At 71.7% G+C, this 19225-nt stretch carries 7 protein-coding genes; 6 read left to right on the top strand and 1 reads right to left on the bottom strand.

The window, feature by feature from the left end:
* Positions 1-20: 20 nt before the first annotated feature.
* A complete protein-coding gene (locus Aut01nite_RS09145; RefSeq protein ID WP_043522917.1) occupies positions 21-5534 on the bottom strand; it encodes a type I polyketide synthase in 5514 nt (1837 codons plus the stop codon).
* Between the two features lie 210 nt (positions 5535-5744).
* Here Aut01nite_RS09145 and Aut01nite_RS09140 point away from each other — a divergent pair, with 210 nt between their 5' ends.
* From Aut01nite_RS09140 to Aut01nite_RS09115, 6 genes are read left to right on the top strand one after another with little or no spacing between them, the layout of a single operon-like run.
* The gene (locus Aut01nite_RS09140) at positions 5745-8819 is read left to right on the top strand and encodes a non-ribosomal peptide synthetase (RefSeq protein WP_043522916.1); all 3075 of its coding nucleotides are present in this window, start codon (positions 5745-5747) and stop codon (positions 8817-8819) included.
* Positions 8816-9580, top strand: a complete 765-nt coding sequence (locus Aut01nite_RS09135) for a thioesterase II family protein (protein ID WP_052163253.1) — start codon at positions 8816-8818, stop codon at positions 9578-9580. Before Aut01nite_RS09140 ends, Aut01nite_RS09135 begins: the two co-directional genes overlap by 4 nt.
* Complete coding sequence (locus tag Aut01nite_RS09130) at positions 9577-12699, top strand: non-ribosomal peptide synthetase (RefSeq protein ID WP_083998519.1); 3123 nt, start codon at positions 9577-9579, stop codon at positions 12697-12699. Before Aut01nite_RS09135 ends, Aut01nite_RS09130 begins: the two co-directional genes overlap by 4 nt.
* Positions 12696-13058 (top strand): acyl carrier protein, encoded by a 363-nt coding sequence (locus Aut01nite_RS09125; RefSeq protein ID WP_043522914.1) that lies wholly within the window; start codon positions 12696-12698, stop codon positions 13056-13058. Before Aut01nite_RS09130 ends, Aut01nite_RS09125 begins: the two co-directional genes overlap by 4 nt.
* The gene (locus Aut01nite_RS09120; protein ID WP_043522913.1) at positions 13058-18427 is read left to right on the top strand and encodes a type I polyketide synthase; all 5370 of its coding nucleotides are present in this window, start codon (positions 13058-13060) and stop codon (positions 18425-18427) included. Before Aut01nite_RS09125 ends, Aut01nite_RS09120 begins: the two co-directional genes overlap by 1 nt.
* Positions 18424-19224: a thioesterase domain-containing protein gene (locus Aut01nite_RS09115; protein ID WP_052163252.1), complete on the top strand. Its 801-nt coding sequence runs from the start codon at positions 18424-18426 to the stop codon at positions 19222-19224. The genes Aut01nite_RS09120 and Aut01nite_RS09115 overlap by 4 nt, the downstream gene beginning before the upstream one ends.
* Position 19225 lies beyond the last annotated feature (1 nt).

Here is a 19225-nt window from a genome sequence, read left to right as displayed (position 1 = left end):
GTCTGTCGGCATCGGGCTGATCAGGGGGCGCCACGGTCGGTGGACGCCTCCCGGAGAGCCGGAACCTCGGAGGCCAGCGCTCGCATGGTCGGATGGTCGAACAGGGTCCCGGCGCCCAGGTCGGTGCCGAAGTGAGCGTTGATCTGAGCGGTGAGTTGCACCGCGGCCAGAGAGTTGCCGCCCACCTCGAAGAAGTCGTCGTCCGGCCCGAGATCCTTCACCCCGAGTGCGGCTGTCCACAGTTCCCGCAGTACGGCGATCACGTCGCCGCCGGCCGCGGCCGGCGTGCTGACTGCCGGGGGCGGGGGTGCCGCCTCCACCGGACGGGGCGCCGCAGTGGAGGCGATCGCCGGTAGCGTGGCCGGGGCCTCCGATGGCGGCGTGTCCGACCACGGCAGGCCGGGTACGGGCAGCGCGACATCGACCAGGTCGACTAGTGCCACCGCCGGTTCGCCGTCGTTCAGCAGCCTCAGGAATGCGGCCGCACCCTCGGCCGGGAGCAGAAGGCCGGGTGGCGGCCCGGCTGGCCGCGAGGGAACGGGCGACACGTGCTCCTCGACGCGGGCGGCCTTGTCGTGGCGGGCCGGCTCCTCGCGGACGGTGCCGTCCGTGGCCCCGAACCGGCGCTCCGCGACCTCGCGCATCGCGAAGGACTCCGCCCGGAACAGCAGCCGCCCGGTGGCGGTGTCGTAGATGTCGAAGTCGACGGCCCGCCGCGCGGTCCGGCTCTGTGCGCTGAACCGGGCGTGCACCCGGACATCGCCGGTGAGAGGAGCGAAGACGGTCACACTGCGGTAGATGAACGGGGCGAACGACTGACCTCGGTCCAGGTCGTGCAGAAGGCCCGCGGCGACGTCCACGATCGCCGGATGCACCGGGTGATCAGCGAAGTCGTGGTGGTAGCGCTCGGGCAGAATCAGCCGGGCGGTTCGTTCCGTGTCGTCGCCGCGCACTTCGGTCATCGTCTCCCACCGGGGACCGAACGCTACCCAGTCGGCGAGCGGGGCGTCGATGGCCTCGGTTTTCGGACCGTCCTCAGGCAGCGGAAACCTCGGCTGTTCCGCGAGTTCGGTTGCCGCGGCCACGGTCGCGGTGGCGTGATCGGTCCACGGTTCACTGGTGCCCGCACCGCGCGACTGGACGATGACTTTGTGGCCCCGGCGGAGCGGGCGGATGACCGCACGCACCTGACGGCGCCGGTCACCGACGACCGGAGACAGGAACACGAGATCCCGGATGGCGACCGGCCAGTCCCCACGCTCCCCCGCGTGGCGCCCGGCGAGGGCGACGAGTTCGAGCATCGCGGTGCCGGGCAGCACCGGCGTGCCCTCGAAGACGTGTTCGTCGAATTCCCAGTCGCGGCCCGCCTCACGGATCCATTCCACAGCGACCTCGGCGCCCTTGGGCGCACCGTCGCCGGCGCCGACGGCGGCAGCGGTGCCGTCCGTAGCGGCGCGGGCGTCGCCGGCACCCAGGATCGTCTGGCCCGCGGCGGACCGGGCGAGCATGCCGACCTCGGCCCAGCCCGGCCACTGCACCGAGACGGTACGGCGCGGCCCTCCGGATTCACCCCGGCAGTACGCGTCGAGGTACGCGTTCGCCGCGGCGTAGTCCCCGCTGCCGTACATGCCGGCCACGGCGGCTGCGCTGGAGAAGACGGCCAGGAAATCCAGGGGAGACCTGTCGGCGAAGACCGCTTCGAGGGCGTGCAACCCGTCCACCTTGGGCCGCAGCACAGCCCGGATCTCGTCAGCGGATCGACGTTCGAGGAGGCCGCCGCCCGCGACTCCGGCGGCATGGACGACGCCGCCGATCGGCCCGAGCCGACGCTCCACCTCATGGACCGCGGCCCGTAGCGAGTCGAGATCGGCCACGTCGGCTGTCACCACCTCGACGTCGGCGCCCGCCTCGGCCAGCCCGGCGAGTGCGGTGGCGATGCCGTCGCGGTCCGGCCGGCCGGCCGGCGGTGTCCGGCTCAGCAGGGCGAGCCGGGGACGGAGGCCGGTCTCCGCCAACGCGCGGGCGACGACCAGTCCGATCCCGCCGAGGCCACCGGTCACCAGATAGGTGCCGCCGTGGCGTAGACGCGGCGCCGATGGCGCCGATACCGTGCCGGTGCCCTCGCGCACCGGTGCCAGCCGGGGCACCCACCGGGCGACGCCGCGCACGGCCTGCAGCGGCAGGTCGGCCCGGGACAGGGCGGCGACGACCGCGTCCGGGGCCGGGCGCGAACCCAGGTCGATCACTTGACACGTGACCGCCGGCGCCTCCTGCGCGGCGGTTCGCATCAGCGCGGTGAGGGCGGCTCCGTGCGGGTCGACACGGTCGCCGCCGGTGACGTCGATCAGGTGGGAGCCGAGGAGGACGAGCCGTGTCGGACGCCCGGTCCGGCGCTGGAACGCCGATGCGGCCCGCAGGGCGGCGGTCACCGTGGTGATGGTGTCGGTGAGCCGGTCACTCGGTGACGTACCGGCAGAACCCGCCGTGAGTCCGGGAGTCGTCAGCGCGGCATGGACCAGGGCCACGGGGCCGGCTCCGGTGTCCACCGCCTGGTCGAGGCGGGCCGACCAGGCGGCGGGGTCGGTGGGGTCGATTGCGGGACGGCCGGCATCCGGCGAAGGTCGGCTGTCGATCACTCGCTGTCCGCGCAGCCCGGCGCGCTGGAGCAGAGTCTGTACGGTCATGGCCTGGTCCGGGTCGTCCGGAAGCAGGACGACCCCGCTGCCGCCGGACTCGGGGACGGCGGGGCGAGCGCTGTCGCGTACCCAGGTGACCTCCGCGATCCGCCACCGCTGCGCTCCCGGGCCGTCGGGGATCGGCCCATTCGCTGTCTCGTCCGCGGCGGAGGCCGTCACCGTGGCGGCTTCCGGGGCCTCGGCGGGTGACGGCTCGGCCGCCCCGTCCCGTCGCAACGCCTCCAGCCAGAACCTGCTCCGCTGGTACGGATATCCCGGCAGAGCGACTCGCCGGTATCCGCGCTGAGCGTCGTCGTCCCAGTAGGTGACGGCGGCACCGTCGACCCAGAATTGGGCCAGGGTTCGGGTGAGGGCAGTGGTCTCGTTCTCGTGGGTGGCCATGGCCATCACCCGGTTGCCGCCGGCGGTGAAGTCGGGGCGGCCGCGTAGCAGCGTCGACAGGGTACGGCCGGGACCGATCTCGATCACGGTTGCCGCGCCGTCCGCGAGCACTGCCGCGGCTGCGTCGTCGAACCGGACCGGGGCGATCAGCTGGCCCGCCCAGAAGGAGGCGGACGTCGCCTCGCTGTCGCTCATCGGCCGCCCGGTAGCGGCCGACACGATCGGAATGCTCGGGGGGGCGAGGGTCATCCCGGCCAGCACGGCCTCGAAACCCTCGGCTGCCTGTGTCATCGACGGGGAGTGGTAGGCGTGTGACGTCTGCAGGGTGCGGGTTTGGAGTCCTTGTGCGGTGAGCACCGCCGCGGCCTCGGTGATGTCGTCGGCGGGTCCGGCCAGCACGACCTGCCGGGGACCGTTGACCGAGGCCAGTACGACCGTGGGGGTGAGCACGGCGGCGACCTCGTCGGCCGTGGCCGTCACGGCCAGCATCACACCGGTGGGCATCCGGGCCATCCACCGGGCACGCTCGGCCACCGCACGCAGACCGGACTCGAAGTCGAAGACTCCGGCCACGGCCGCAGCCACGAGTTCGCCGAGGCTGTGCCCCACCATCAGTGCGGGGGTCACGCCCCACGCCATGAGGCAGTGGGCCAGGGTGTACTCCAGCACGTACAGCAGCGGCTGCGCCACGTCGGTGCGCGCCAGATCGGCCGGGTCCGTCGTGGTGCGCCACAGTTTGGCCAGGTCGTACCCCAGCAGCGGTTGCAGCACCTCGAAGGCGGCATCGCAGCCGTCGCGGAAGAGAGGTTCGGCGTCGTACAGCCGGTGGAACATCCCGGGGATCTGAGCACCCTGGCCGGGAAAGGCGAAGACGGGCCGGCGGGTGACACCGTCGCCGAGCAGGATCCGGTCGGCGGCACGCAGCCCGGCGGTGGCGTCGGCGGCGTCGGCGGCCACCAGGGCGGCCCGGACGGGTTTCGGCGATCGTCCGGCCCGGGTCGTGAAGGCCGCGTCGCCGAACTCGTGATCGGGCAGTTCGTCGAAGTGGTCGGCGAGCCGGGCGCGCAGGGCGACTTCGGTGGCGCGGTCCATCGCGGACCAGAGCAGCGCCTCGTGTTCGCGTCGGCCTGCCGGGGCGGCCGAGGCCGGAGGGTCGCCGAGAATCACGTGGGCGTTGGTACCGCCGACACCGAACGAGCTGATCCCGATGTGGCGCGGCCGGTCCGGGTCCCGGGGCCAGGGCCGCAGCTCGGTGTTGAGGTAGAACGGGGAGTTCTCCCACTCGATGTCCGGGTGGGGGACGGTCACGTTGATGCTCGGCGGGATCACGTCATGGGTGAGGATCAGCGCGGCCTTGATCAGCGAGGCCACTCCCGCGGCCTGGCCCAGGTGGCCGATGTTGGACTTCACCGAGCCGATCCCGCAGTATTGGCTGGGCAGCGGGCCGTCGGCGGCGGCACGGTAGGCGTCGATGAGCCCGGCCAGTTCGATCGGGTCGCCGACACGAGTGCCGGTGCCGTGTGCCTCGACATAGCCGATGTCGTGCGGTTTCACTCCGCTGACGCGCAGCGCCCGCTGCGCGCACTCGCTCTGCCCGGCGATGCTTGGTGCGGTGTATCCGACCTTGCGCGCACCGTCGTTGTTCAGCGCCGAGCCGAGGACGACCGCGTAGATCGTGTCGTTGTCGCGTCGCGCCGCGGCCAGGGGTTTCAGCAGGACCGCGCCGACGCCGTTCCCGAAGTTCGTTCCGGTGCCCAGGCCGTCGAACGCGCGGACCACGCCGTCGACCGCGCTGATGCCGCCGGGGATGGGGACGTAACCCTTGTGATAGGGGAACTCGATGTCGACGCCGCCCGCGACGACCATCTCGCAGTCGCCGGCGCGCAGCGCTGTGCACGCCAGATGCACTGTTGTCAGCGAGCTGGAGCAGGCGGTGAGGACCGTGGCGCTCGGCCCGCGCAGGCCGAGCTTGTACGACACGAACGTGGACATGTAGTCCGGGTGGTTCGCGATGTCGATCGCCGCCCATCCGACCTGCCGTACCACGTCGGTCTGGGTCTCCACGTAGTCGTACCGGTAGCGGTTGGCGTTGGTCGCCGCGAACAACCCGATCATCCCCGGGAACCGTGCCGGGTCGTAGCCGCCGTGTTCCAACGCCGCGTGGACGGTCTCCAGCATCAGCCGGTACTGGGGGTCCCGCAGCTCGGCTTCCCGCGGAGTCATCCCGAAGAGGCCGATGTCCAGGGCGTCGGCGCCATCGATCACGGGCCGGCGGCGCACATAGTCCGGCCGGTTGAAGAGCGCCGGATCCTCCTGGTTGCGCAGCAGTTCGTCGTCGGAGAGTTCAGTCAGACAGTCCCGGCCGGCGACCAGGTTCCGCCAGTACTGGACGATGTCGTCCGACTGCGGCAAGCGAGCCGCCATCCCGATGATGGCGATGGGTTCCGTCGTGGCCATGTGATTCCTCCGCCCTCGCAGTACCCGAGCTCGGGGGCCCGGCTGAGGCCGCGGATCACCGCCGAACGTGGGGAAATTCTTCTGGCCGGTAGGTGGTGGTCTCACGTCCCGCAAACCCGCGACAGGTCGGCGAGGTCCTGACGCTGATTAGCTTGCCGGGGTCTTTCAGGCATTCCAGAGGTCGGCGGTCAGTCGGGAAACGGCGGCGAGATGGATGAGTCCCTGCTGCCGGAGGAAGTCGCGATCTCGGCGAAGGAGCAGGCGCAGTGGTTGCTGCATCAGCTGCAGCCTGGGCGCGGCGTCTGCAACGTCGGGATAGCCGTACGTGTGGAGCGGGTGCTCCGGTGGTGGCCGCTTCAGCAGGCGCTGAACCATCTGGGGCGGCGGCATCCAGCGTTACGGGCGGTTCTCTCCTTCGACGGGCCGGTGCCGCACAAGCGTTTCCTTGCCGCGGATGTGGAGTTCCCCCTCTCCGTCGACGGCGCGACCGAGCAGAGCCTGCCGGGTCTGCTGTCCGAGCGAGTGATCGAACCTTTCGAACTCGGGGACGGCGGCTTGCTGATCCGCGCTCATCTGGTGTTGCTTCCCGGTGCCAGCGTGGTGCTCTTCGTCAGTCACCATCTGGTCATCGACTACATCTCGACGGTCATTCTGATGACCGAGCTACCCCGCTTGTACGAGTCCTTCGCCGCCGACGGGCAGGCGCCCCCGGAACTGGACGGCATCGCGGCGATCCACCTGGAGCCACCGGCCGATCAGAACGTCATCGACTATTGGATCAAGCACCTGGACGGGGTCGATCCCGGAGGTATGGCGCTGCCGGGAGCACGAGCGATCACGGGCCGGCCCACGTTCGCGGGGGCCCGGGTCGGGCATGAGATGTCGGCGGCGGCTGTCGAGGCGGTCGCCCGCCTGCGAGCTCGCACCAAGGTCACCCAGAACCTCATCCTGCTCGCTGCGTTCTACCTCCTCCTCGCCAGGCACGGGGCCGGACCGGCGGTCGTGGTCGGGATTCCGGTGACCGGCCGGCGGAAGCTGCGGGGCGACGTCGTGGGTTTCCACACCAAGACATTGCCCGTGCGGGTGGACGTGACCGACGACCTCCGCGTCGAGGAACTGGTGCAGCGCACGTGTGGGGCATTCCTGGAAGGCCTGGAACATGATGACGCGTCGTTCGAGGACATCCAGACCGTGCTGGCGAGCCGGTCGGCGGACTGGCGGGTGCCGCTGTTCCGGCACTCGTTCAACTACCGGCCGCTCAAGGAGGAGGACCGCTACATGGCGGGGGCTCCGATCCAGTTGGGCGAGGTGCACAACGGCATGAGCCGACTGGATATGGAGTGGATCTTCTACGGGTCGGATACCGCGATCGAGATCGCCACGGTCTACAGCACCGAGGTGCACGAGGAGAAGTTCGTCCGATCGCTGTTCCAACGGTACGAGGCCATTCTGCTGGAGATGGCGGAAGGACTGGCCGCCCCTGTCGGTACGGTCACCGGCTGGAGCGACCTGGACCGGACGGCCGACCGGCTACTCGGCACGACCGGGCGCCCGATGTCCTCCCCTACGGTCCTGGCCGCCGTGGCCGCGCACACGGCCGAGCATCCGGATGCTCCCGCGGTGCGCCACCGCGGACGCACCGTGACGTACGGCGAGCTGATGAGCAAGGCCGCTGCGGTGGCCGGCATGCTGCGCGAGAACGGTCTGCGGCCCGGCGAACCGGTGGCGTTGTTCGCCGGCCGCGGCCCGGACCTACTGGCCGCGGCCTTGGGTGTGTGGACGGCGGGGGGCGCCTATCTTCCCCTCGACCCGGAGCATCCGGCCGTCCGGCTCGCCGATCAGGTGGCCGACGCGAGCGTCCGGTTCATCCTGGCCGAGGCCGGCGCACCGGCCGAGATGACCGGCGGACGGCGGGTGCTCCCCCTCGCCGCGGCCGTCGGCACCGAGGTGGCCGGCATCGGGGCGGGCGCCACCGATCCGGAGGGCACGGCCTATCTCATCTACACCTCCGGGTCCAGCGGCCGGCCCAAAGGAGTCGTGGTCAGTCACGCCAGCCTCGCCAATCTTCTGCACGACTTCGCGGACCGCCTCGAGTTCGCCGTCACGGACAAGATGCTCTGGCTCACCACGTTCTCGTTCGACATCTCAGCCTTGGAGGTGTTCCTGCCCCTGGTCGCCGGCGGCACGGTGGTGATCGCCGACGACCACGACCGTGTTGACGCGTCACGGCTGTTCCGCCTGGTCAGTGACGAGAATGTCGGCGTCGTCCAGGCCACCCCCACCACCTGGCGGCACATCGCCGGGGAACTCGCCGGGCAGCTCGCCGGGAGGCGTGTGCTGTGCGGCGGCGAGCCCCTCAGCGCCGTGCTGGCCGGACGGCTGCTGGCCGACGGCTGCCGGCTCTTCAACGTGTACGGTCCGACCGAGACCACTATCTGGTCCACCGTCGCGGAGCTGCGACACCCGGTGCCCGACCCGGTGCCGATCGGTGTACCGATCGCCAACACCACGGTCATGGTGTGCACACCGGAGGGACGGCCGGTCCCGCCCGGCGTGCCCGGCGAGCTGTGGATCGGCGGCGCCGGAGTGGCCTTGGGATATCACGATCGCCCGGACGCCACAGCCGAGCGATTCTGTGACGTTCCCGGCCGTGGGCGGTTCTACCGCACTGGCGACGAGGTGCGTCAGAGCGACGAGGGCTTGGTCTTCCTGGGCCGCACCGACCGGCAGGTCAAGATTCGCGGGCACCGGCTGGAACTCGCCGAGATCGAAAGCGTCCTGGAACACCACCCGGCGGTACGCGCCGCGGCGGTTGTCACCGAACCGGACAGTGCGGGCCACCTGCGGCTGGTGGCGGCGATCAGCCCGACCGGCGGAGGGCCGGTGGACGACAGCCGGCTGCGGGAGCACGCGGCACGCCATCTGCCCGCCGCGGCCGTCCCGAGCCGTATCGTCGTCCTCGACCGGTTCCCGATGACCGGCAACGACAAGGTGGACCACCGAGCCCTCGGGCGATTGCTCGCACCGGACGGCGCCCCGGTCGTGTTGCCCGTGGACCCGGCTCTGCGCAAGCTCGTCATGTTGTGGCGGGAGGTTCTCGGCGACAACCGGCTCGGTCCCGACGCCAACTTCTTCCTCAGCGGCGGGCACTCACTGCTCGCCGTCACCCTCGCCGACCGGCTCACCGCGGAGTTCGGTGAGGGCATCGGTTTCGACACGGTGTTCGACGCACCGTCACCGCGCCTGTTCCAGCTCTGGCTGTCCGACCGGGAGGTGAGCCGGTGACCGGCACCGGTGACTGGTATGTCCCGCTCGCCGCCGACACCTCGGCGCGGGTCATCGCGTTCCCGCACGCGGGAGCCGGATGCGCTCAATTCGCCGGCCTAGCGAGGTTGCTCGCGCCGGAGTACGCGCTGTGGTCGGCCAATCTTCCGGGGCGTCAGGCCCGGCTCTCGGAGCCACCGCTGACCGACCTGACACTCCTGGTCGACAGCCTGACCAGCCATCTGGTCCCGCACACGGACCGACCCTACGTCCTCTTCGGCTACTGCGGCGGCGCGCTGCTGGCCTTTCTCGTGGCCCGGGCCCTGCACGCGGGTGGCGCCCGCCAGCCGCTGGCACTGGTCGTCGCCTCCTATCCGGCCCCGGACATCGCTCCGCGTCCGCACGGCGTCGCGACCCTGCCGGGCTCTCGCCTGTGGGACAGCCTGGTGGAGGCCGGTGGGATGGCACCGGAACTCGCCGCCGACGAGCGGATGCGCCGGATCGCGGAGCCTGCCGTCCGGGCTGACTTCGCCGTGCTGGCGGACTATCGGCATCAGCCCGCGCCGCCGCTGCCGATGGCGGTCTACGCCTGCCACGGTCTGGCGGATCCGGTGCCGCGTGGCGCCATGCTCGGGTGGCGGCGTCAGAGCGAGTTTCCGGCACGCGTGCGAGGACTGCCGGGCGGCCATTGGCTCCTGGACTCGGCTGCCGTGCCGCTCTCCCAAGTGCTGCGGGAGGCTTTCGGCGACACCGGCAGCGCCGTGCCGGAAGGACCCGCATGACAGCGCCCACGCCCGCCCCCACCGGGCCGGCCCGGCTGAGTCCCGGGGAGCAGGGTCTGTGGATGCTGCACCAGCTGGTGCCCGATCAAGGAGTGACCAACGTAGCCGTGTACGTGGTGGAGTCCACGGGCCCGGTGCGCTGGTGGCCGCTGCGGGAGGCGTTTCAGTTCCTCCTCGACCGTCACTCCGCCCTGCGCACCTCCTACCTGGAACGTGACGGCGAGCCCTTCAAGGTGATCGCCGCCCCCGGTGACGTCGACGTAGACGTGGACGTCATGCACGCCACAGCCGCAGATCGCGAGAGGGACCTGACGGAGTACGCGGCACGCCCGTTCGACGTGCGGACCGCCCCCCTCGCCCGCCTCGGCGTGCAGACCGTGGACGGCGCCGAAACCCGTATCTGCCTCGTCGCGGCCCACCTGGCCGTCGACGCGGCCAGCGTGAGACTGCTGCTGACGGAGCTACGGACCGCTTACGCCGCGATCAGCGCCACCGGAGAACCGCCCGATCTGCCGTCGCCGCGGACGGTACCGCCGGCGGACTGCCGCCCTGTGTCCCTGCGCTACTGGCGGGAGCGGCTCACCGGCTACCACGCCGATGCGATGCAGTTGGCGCCTGCCACCGGGAGCCCGCTCACCTTCGCCGCCGCCCAGATCGTGCGCCGCCTGCCCGACACGGTCGTGGACACCGTGTCGTCGTTGTGCCGGCGCTGCGGGGGCACGGAGGCGAGTGTGCTCCTGGCGGCGTATCTGCTGGCATTGCGATCGCAGGGCGCGGCGGACGACGCCGTTGTCGGCGTCATGGTCAGCAACCGGCCCTCCGGAACAGCCGCGGTGGGCTACTACGTCTCCACAGTGCCGGTGCGGGCCGGTATCGTTCCGGACGCCGGTTTCGCTGACCTGGTACGCGTCACCGGCGCTGCCTTGCTGGACGGCGTCGAGCACGCCGACGTCTCCTTCGAACAGCTCGCCCTCGAGGTCGCCCGATCCGGCGAGGACCCGATGTGGTGGCGCTCCGGTGTGGTACGGCAGACGTTCAACTATCGGCCGCCGGTTCCGGCCTCCGCGGCGGCCCACGCCGCAGCGGGCCGGGACGTGCACACCGGTCTGAGCCGGTTCCAGGTGGAACTCACCTTCGAGAACGCTTTCGGCGGCCTCTTCGCCCAGCTCGCGTATAGCACGGAGGTGCACGACGAGACGTTCGCGACGGCGCTGCTGGAGCGGATCGAGGCCGTGCTGCTACAGGCCGGACCGGACGTCGCCCGGCCGGTCGGCGACCTGGACCTGCGGACAGCGGCGGAACGTGAGGTCGCCGCCCGGGTCAACCGTACGGCAGTGCGGTGGCCCGGCCCGCAGTCGGTGCCCGAGCTGATCCTGGCCGCCGTGAACGCCGGCCCCGACGCCCCGGCCGTGCGATCGGACGGACGGACCATGAGCTACGCGGAGCTCGGCGAGGCGGCCGCAGGTGTCGCCGCCGCGCTGCATCGGGTGGGCGTACGGCCCGGTGAGGTGATCGCCCTGGGCGGCGTCCGGGGCCCGGCCCTGGCTGCGGCGGTGCTCGGCACCTGGCTCGCGGGAGCGGCCTACCTGCCCCTCGACCCCGGTCATCCGGCGGCGCGGCTCGTGGGGCAGCTCGACGACGCCGACTGCCGGATCATCCTGGACGGGCACCTGCTGCCCGCGGACTGTCACACCGGCCGGACGCTGCTCGCGGTCGGCGACACGGCCGGCTCCGGCCGCCTGCCGACCGATTTCGCGCCGCCCGCACAGGACGCCATCGCCTACGTCATCTACACCTCGGGTTCTACCGGAGAGCCGAAGGGCGTCCGGCTCACGCACCGCAACCTCGCCAACGTGGTACGCCATTTCGCCGGGCTGCTCGACGCCGACGCCTCCACGGTGATGCTGTGGTTGACCACGTTCGCCTTCGACATCTCGGCGTTGGAGCTGTGCCTGCCGCTGACGTGCGGGGGAACCGTCGTGGTGGCGCCCGACGAGATCCGGGCATCGCCGGAGCACCTGCTCGACCTGGTGGAACGTTCCGGAGTGAGTCTGATCCAGGCGACTCCGACGACGTGGCGGATGCTGCTGCCGGAAGCCGGTGACCGCCTGGCCGGCCGGGTCGCGCTGTGCGGCGGTGAGCCGATGTCCCCGGCACTGGCCCGGCAGCTCGGCGCGGCCACCGGCCGGGCGTTCAACGTCTACGGGCCGACCGAGACCACCATCTGGTCCACGGTCCTTCCGCTCGGCGCGGAGCCGCCGGAGCGGATCACGGTGGGATATCCGATCGCGAACACCGGCGTCCACGTGCTCGACGCCCGGCAGCGGCCGGTGCCACCCATGGTGGTCGGTGAGCTCTGCCTGTCCGGGGCGGGCGTCGCCTCCGGATACCATGAGCGACCCGAGCTGACCGCGGACCGGTTCCGTACCAGCCGTTCGATCGGGCGCTACTACCGGACCGGCGACGTGGCCCGGCAGCTGCCCGACGGGCGGATCGAACTGCTCGGCCGCCGGGACCGCCAAGTGAAGCTGCGCGGGCACCGCATCGAGCTCGGCGAGGTGGAGCACGCGCTCGCCGAGAACGACCAGGTCGCCGCGGTGAGCGTCGTGGTCGGCGGCGACCCCAGCGGGGCCGACGGCCACCTGGTGGCGTTCGTGGTGCCGGCCGCCGCGGCCGGCCGGACCGACGTCGCGGAGTCCGTGTGGGAGTCGGCGCGCAACCGGCTCCCCGCCTATTGCGTTCCGGGCCGCGTGGTCGTCGTATCCGAACTGCCGCAGACCCCGAACGGGAAGGTCGACGTCGTAGCCCTGACGCATGCCACCGAGCAATCACGTGCCGAACCCGTCCGTCCGGCCGGTACGGCCGCCCCCACCGGCCCGGTGGAGGAGGCGCTGGTCCGGGCGTGGCGGGAGGTGCTGAACCTGCCTGGCGTCGACCGGCACACCAACTTTTTCCTCGCCGGGGGCACCTCGCTGCTAGCCGTGCGGCTGGCGGCGGCCGCTACGGACGCGCTCGCGGTGCCGGTGACGATGGGGTCCGTGTTCCGGGCGCCTACGCCGGCCGCGCTCGCTGCCCTGCTCACGGCGGCCGCTCCGGATGGCATCGAGGAGGCCTCATGATCGGTGTGCCCGGCGACGAGGCCGCCGCTCGAGCGCTTCTCGACGAGGTCATCGCCGCGGAGACGGGCCTGCGGCTGCCCCTTGAAGCGAACTTCTTCGAGTCGGGGATGGACTCGGCGGCGCTGCTGCGGGTACACGCCCGCCTGGTCCAACGGCTGGGGGCCGCGGTGCCGGTCACGGACCTGTTCCGATACCCGAACCGGCGCTCCTTGGCGCTGCGGCTCGCCGGGCAGACCGCGCCGCCGGTACCACCGGCCACGCGGGCGCCCACCGGGTCGTCGCCGAGCCGCCGCCGTGATCTGCGCTCGCAGATCCGCGCACGTTCCCAGATCCGCGCCACGGAGGGTGGGCAACCCTGATGGATCGTCTCGAACCGATCGCTGTCGTCGGTCTGGCCTGCCGCTTTCCCGGTGCCGCCGATGCCGGGCAGTTCTGGCACAACCTGGTCACCGGCACTGAGTCGGTCACCTTCTTCAGCGATGACGAACTGCGCGCGGCCGGCATCCCGGAGAGCGAGCGCACCCATCCCGATTATGTGCCGGCAGCACCGACGATGCCGGATGCGGACCGGTTCGACGCCGGGCTGTTCGGCATGACCGCCCACGAAGCGCGGCTCTGCGACCCCCAGTTCCGGGTCTTCCTGGAAACCTGCCACGCCGCCCTGGAGAACGCCGGGTACGACCCGTTCGCCACCCCGGACAGCGTCGGCGTGTTCGCTTCGGTGGGTCCCAACGGTTATCACCAGCACCAGTTGCGTCCGCGCCCGGACGTCATCGGCCCGTCCGGGGTGCTGGCCAGCACCCTGAACCAGTCCGACTACGCCTCCACTCTGGTCTCCTACAAGCTGGGGCTCCGCGGTCCGGCGCTGACTGTGCTGACGGCGTGCTCGTCGACACTGGTCGGGATCCACCTCGCCGCGCAGTCCCTGCGGGCCGGCGAGTGCGATACCGCCGTCGCCGGAGGGGCAGCGGTCCGGGTGCCGCTCGTCGCCGGTCACCGGTGGACCCCGGGCGGCATCCTCACCGACGACGGGCACTGCCGGCCGTTCGACGTGGCAGCCTCGGGCACGCTGTGGGGCAGCGGTGCCGCAGCCGTCATCCTCAAACGCCTGGACGATGCGGTCGCTGACGGCGACCGGATCCGTGCCGTACTGCTCGGCAGCGCCGTCAACAACGACGGCGCCGACAAGGTGAGTTTCAGCGCACCCAGCGTCGGCGGGCAGATCGAAGCGATCTGCGAGGCCATGACCCTCGCCGGAGTGAGTCCCTGCGAGGTCGACCTCGTCGAGGCGCACGCGACCGGCACAGCATTGGGTGACCCGGTGGAGATCGCCGCCCTCACCCAGGCCTACCGCCTGCTCGATCCGGAGCCGCCGAACCGGCGCACGGTGCTCGGTGCCGTCAAGTCCAACATCGGCCACCTCGGGGCTGTTGCGGGAATCGCCGGCTTCATCAAGACCATTCTGTCGATGGAGGCCGAGGCGATCCCCGGCACAGTGCATCTGCGGGACGTGAACCCGCTGTTGGAGCTCGACGACACCCGCTTCGAACTGGCGTACCGCCTGCGGACGTGGCCACGAGATCCCGCTCGGCGCCGGATCGCGGCGGTCACCTCGTTGGGTATCGGGGGTACCAATGCCCATGCGGTGCTGGCCGAAGGCCCTCTGCCGGATCACGCCGCCGAGGACCGCCGACCCCGGCTGGTCGTGTGGTCGGCGCGGACCAGCGAAGGCGAGCAGCGGCTGCGCGCGGATCTCGCCGACCACTTCTCCAGCCGACCGGCGTCCTCGTTCGCTGACGCGGTGGCCACCCTTCAGCACGGTCGGACCGCTCACCCGGTCCGCGGCGCGGCCGTCTGCGATTCGGCGGCCGCGGCCGCCGAATCACTGAGGGCGGGGCGCCTCGTCAGTGGCGCCGCACGCGACGAGGCCCGGGTCGCCTATCTCTTCCCCGGACAGGGAGTGGCGTACGCCCGGATGGCCACCGGCCTGTACGGCACCGTTCCGGAATTCACCGTGGTGATGGACGAATGCCTGCAGCTGTTCGAGGAAGCCGGCATTCCGCTCTACAAACAGTGGACCGAGGGGGCCGGCGACCTCGATGATCCGTTGGCGCAGCAGCCGCTGGTGTTCAGTGTCGGATGTTCCCTCGGCGCGATGTGGCGTGCGTGGACCGGCCCACCCGCCGCGGTTCTCGGTCACAGTCTGGGGGAGTTGACCGCGGCCACCGTGGCCGGGGTCTGGACGTTGCCCGAGGCGGTGCGCCTGGTGGCTGCGCGGGCGACGGCCATGGCCGCGCATCCGGTGGCGGGCGGCATGTTCGCCGTCGCGGCGTCCCTCGACGAGGTTTCGCGGTGCCTTCCCGAGGGTGCCGCGGTGGCGGCGGTCAACGGCGACCGGCAAGTCGTGGTCTCCGGTAGCGACGCCGTGCTGGCCGAGACGATCGCGCGCCTGTCCGCCCGTGACATCGCGTACCGGCGCACCGGCGTTCCGGCGTCCTTTCACCATCCTGCGTGGCAGCCGGCCGCGCGGGCCTGGGCCGAGGCGTTCGCCGGGGTGCAACCGGGAGCACCCGCCGCCGCGTGGTATTCGGCGGCGGCCGGCGCCCGCATCGACGCCCCCACCGGTTCGGCCGGATTCTGGACCGGCCAGCTCACTGCACCGGTCCGTTTCCATGACGCGCTGGGCGCACTGCTCACCGAGGTCGGTCCGGCCGCGCTTCTGGAGGCCGGGCCCGGTGGAGTGCTGACCGGGCTGGCCCGGGTCCATCCCTCCCGAAACGGGGCCGCCCTGATCCGCAGTCTCGGCGATCACCGCACCGACCACACCGATGTACTCGAGGCCGCCGGCCGGCTGTGGGTGCTCGGTGTCCCGCTGGACTGGAACGCGGCCGGGCAGTTCCCGCCGAAGGTCCGGGCCGAACTTCCCGCGTATCCGTACGAGCGCACCCGGTACTGGGTGGACGCGCCTGCAGCGCCCGCGGAGACCGGGACAGCTCGCCTACCGGAGCCGGAGCCGGAGCCGACGATCCGGCCGGAACCTGCGGCAGCGGACACCGGGCCGGTGTCCGTCACAGCGTGGCACGAGGTGGACGGGGAACAACAGGCGGAGCCCGCGCCCGGTACACGCGCCCTGATCCTGTTGCCGACGGACACGGACGACGCGTTGCGGGTCGTGGCAGCGGTCCGGCGGGCTGCGCTGCAACCGATCCGGGTCACATTCGGAGACCGGTATGCCGACACCGCTCACGAGTTCAAGGTCCGGCCGGCCGAGCCCGCGGATCTGCACCGGGTCGTGGCGGCCCTGGCCGACCGGGGCATGACGCCCGACGTGGTGATCCATGCGACCGGGTACGGCCGGGCATCGCTGTCCGCCTCTCTCCAGGAGCGGCTGGAGACCGGAGTCTTGAGCCTGCTCGCGCTGGCCCGTACCGTTCTGGGCTCGACGCGGTGGGCCGGGCCGCCGCGGATCGTCCTGCTCGCCGGCAATTCGGTGGACGTGACCGGCGGTGAACTGGTGGATCCGGCCCGGGCCGCTCTGCACGGCCTGTTCCGGACCTTGATCGCCGAGTCGCCACGGCTTCGCTGTACCGGGCTGGATGCTGACGACCGCGTACCGGTAGGCGACCTAGCCCGGGCCATCGCGCTGGGCCGCTCGGTGCCCGTGCTGGCGCTGCGCGGGCGTCGTGTCTGGGCCGCGACGGACCGGCCGGTGCCGGTTCCACCGGCTACCGGAAGCAGTTTGCGGGAGGAAGGCGTCTACCTGATCACCGGCGGGGCGGGCGCGCTCGGCCTGTCGTTGGCGCAGGGCCTGGCGGCCACCGGCCTGCGCCCTCGGATCGCCCTGCTCGGGCGCCGCGACCCGGAAGCCACCGTCCCCGCCGCACTGGCCGCGATCGAAGGGCAGGGTGCCCGGATACGCGGGTGGGCCTGCGACGTGACCGATCCAGCGCAGCTCAGCCAGGTGGTCGACCAGGTCACTGCCGCGTTCGGGCCGGTCAGTGCGGTGTTTCACCTGGCCGGTGTGGCAGGCGACCGGATGCTCGCGTTCCGCGAACGAAGTGACGCCGCGGCCGTGCTGGCTCCGAAGACCATCGGGACGGCAGCGCTGGAGGAGATCTTCGCCCGGCAGCCCGCACTGGACTTCGCTGTGTTCTTCTCCAGCCGGGCCGCAGTCGAGGGCCTGGTGGGCGGCGGCGACTACGCCGCCGCCAACGCCTACCTCGACGCGGCCTCGCTCGGCTCCCCTCTCGCCAAGGGCCGGGTGCTGAGCGTTGCCTGGCCGGTGTGGCGCGGGGCCGGCATGGCCGACACCGGAGTCGACCTCGCGGCTCTTCACCACCGGGTATCGGAACTCGGCGGCGCCCCCGCCACGCGGCCGGATGTGGAGCTGTCGGTGCCGGACGAGGTGGTGTGGGAGCGGGTGCTCGGAGCCGCCGAGGTGTGGGCGCTGGACGAACACCGGGTGGGCCGGGTTCCGTTGCTGCCCGGAACCGCATATCTCGACATGATGGTGTCGGCGTACCGGGAGAGGGTGACCGCCGAGCAGGACCGTCCCGTCCGCCTGAGGGATGTGGTCTTCCGGGCTCCGTTCCTCGACAACGCCGACCGGGTCCTGCGGATCAGGTTCCGGCCGGCCGGTGAGGGGCACGACGTGTCGATCGAGTCGCGCCGAGTCGAGTCTGCCGGGCTGTGGACCGGACACGTCAGTGCCCACATCCGGTTGATCGACGCGGACCGGCCGCCGGCCGTCGACCTGCAGGCGCTGCGTCTGCGCTTCGGCGCCGCAGGAGACCTGGAGTCACCTTCCGGCCGGGGAAGACTGTTCACCCTCGGCCCGCGCTGGCGCAACGTCACGGCGGTGTCCGCCAGCGGCGACGAGAAGCTGATACGCGTGGAGCTGCCGGAGGCGTTCCGGAGTGATCTCGCCGAGCACGTCCTGCACCCGGCGTTGCTGGACACCGTCGCCGCGGCCGTGCGTGGCCCAGGCCAGGCGTCGTCGGTGCCGTTCCACTACGAGCTGATCGTGGTGCACGCTCCGCTGCCCGCCACGTTCCACGCCCATGTGCGCCGGGCCCCCGGCGCGGAGCCCACCGCAATCACCGGAGACATCGACGTCATCGGGGACGACGGAGCTCTGTTGGTCCGGATCCAGCGGTTCACCATGCTGATGGTCAGCGAGGACCAGTTGCGGTCCTCGGCGGCGGAGCCGGACAGCCGGGTCGTTCCGGTGGACACGGCCGCGGCCACTGAGGCCGCAGCCGAGGACCGCGGCCTGGATCCGTCCGCCGCTGTCGCCGTCCTGTTGGGCATGCTGGACGCCGGCCTGACCGGTCCGGTGCACGTCGCTCCGGCGGCAACAGGACTGCCCCGGCCGAGTAAGGCCGCCGTGACCGCCGGGTCCCGGCCTGCGGCGGGAAAGACCGGCGAACCGCGCTCGGTCACGCAGTCCTCGCCGGTACCGGAGACGGCGCCGGTCACGGGGCCGGTCTCGGGCGGATCCCTGCGTGCCCGGCTGCGGGACATCTGGCTGGAGTCGCTGGGCGTCACTGAATTCGTGGAGGACCAGGATTTCTTCGAGGCCGGGGGGAACTCCCTGACCGCGGTGGAGCTGGCGGCCCGGATCCGCGGGGTGCTCGGTATCGAGCTGCGGATCGGCGTGCTGCTGGAGGCCCGAACCTTCGCCCAACTGCACGAGGTGCTCGCCCGAAGCCTGCGGGAGCAGCCGTGACCGGCTTCGCCGCCGCGCCGGGCGGCCCGGCGGTGAGCGGCCCTGGTCCCCTGGTGAGGGTCCAGCCCGGGACCGGTGAGGCGACGCTCTACTGCTTCCATCCGCTCAGCGGCAGCGTCGCCGTCTATGGACCCCTGGTCGCCCGGATCGGCCGGGACCAGCGTGCGTTCGGGTTGCAGTCCGTCGGCCTCCTCGACGGCTGGGAACCGGACACCACGGTGACCGTGATGGCCCGGCGATACGCGGAGGTGATCGAGTCACAGGCGTCGGGCGTCCCGGTCTTCCTCGGCTACTCCCTCGGGGGTGTGCTGGCGGTGGAGACGGCGGGACTGCTGGCCGGCCGGCTCCCCGTACCCCCGCGGGTGGTGCTGATCGACTGCGATCCGCTCTACCGGCCCCGTGAGGAGGGCGGCCCGTGGCAAATCCTCGCGCGACAGGCCCTCGGCATCGAGCTGCCCGTGGACGGTCTCGCCGTCCTTCCGGCGGAGCAGGCACTAGAGCGGGTCCGGGCCGCCGGTGCACGGCAGGGCCGGATCCCGGTTCGGATGAGCCTGGAACGGCTCGCGGTGATGCTGAAGGTCTGCGAAGCCAACGAGGCGGCGGCGGCGCGGCACGTCCCGATGCCCTATCCCGGTACGGTCCACCTGATCCGATCGGCGGGGGCGGTGCCCGACGCCGACCCCTGGCACGCGTTCGCGGAGCGGGCCGTGGTGTCGGTCGTGGCGGTCGGCCACCACGACATCATGGGTGCCGTCGGCGTGCCGCATGTCGCCGATGTGGTGAGACCTCTGCTGTGAG

The organism is Actinoplanes utahensis, from assembly GCF_016862455.1.
Lineage (GTDB): Bacteria > Actinomycetota > Actinomycetes > Mycobacteriales > Micromonosporaceae > Actinoplanes > Actinoplanes utahensis.
The sequence above is the reverse complement of the archived record's forward strand: the minus strand, read 5'-3'. Positions and strand labels throughout refer to the sequence as shown.

Excerpts from the sequence above, each read along its gene's own strand:
- Aut01nite_RS09145 (WP_043522917.1), bottom strand. The coding sequence starts at position 5,534 with ATGGCCACGACGGAACCCATCGCCATCATCGGGATGGCGGCTCGCTTG.
- Aut01nite_RS09140 (WP_043522916.1), top strand. The coding sequence starts at position 5,745 with ATGGATGAGTCCCTGCTGCCGGAGGAAGTCGCGATCTCGGCGAAGGAG.
- Aut01nite_RS09130 (WP_083998519.1), top strand. The coding sequence starts at position 9,577 with ATGACAGCGCCCACGCCCGCCCCCACCGGGCCGGCCCGGCTGAGTCCC.
- Aut01nite_RS09125 (WP_043522914.1), top strand. The coding sequence starts at position 12,696 with ATGATCGGTGTGCCCGGCGACGAGGCCGCCGCTCGAGCGCTTCTCGAC.
- Aut01nite_RS09120 (WP_043522913.1), top strand. The coding sequence starts at position 13,058 with ATGGATCGTCTCGAACCGATCGCTGTCGTCGGTCTGGCCTGCCGCTTT.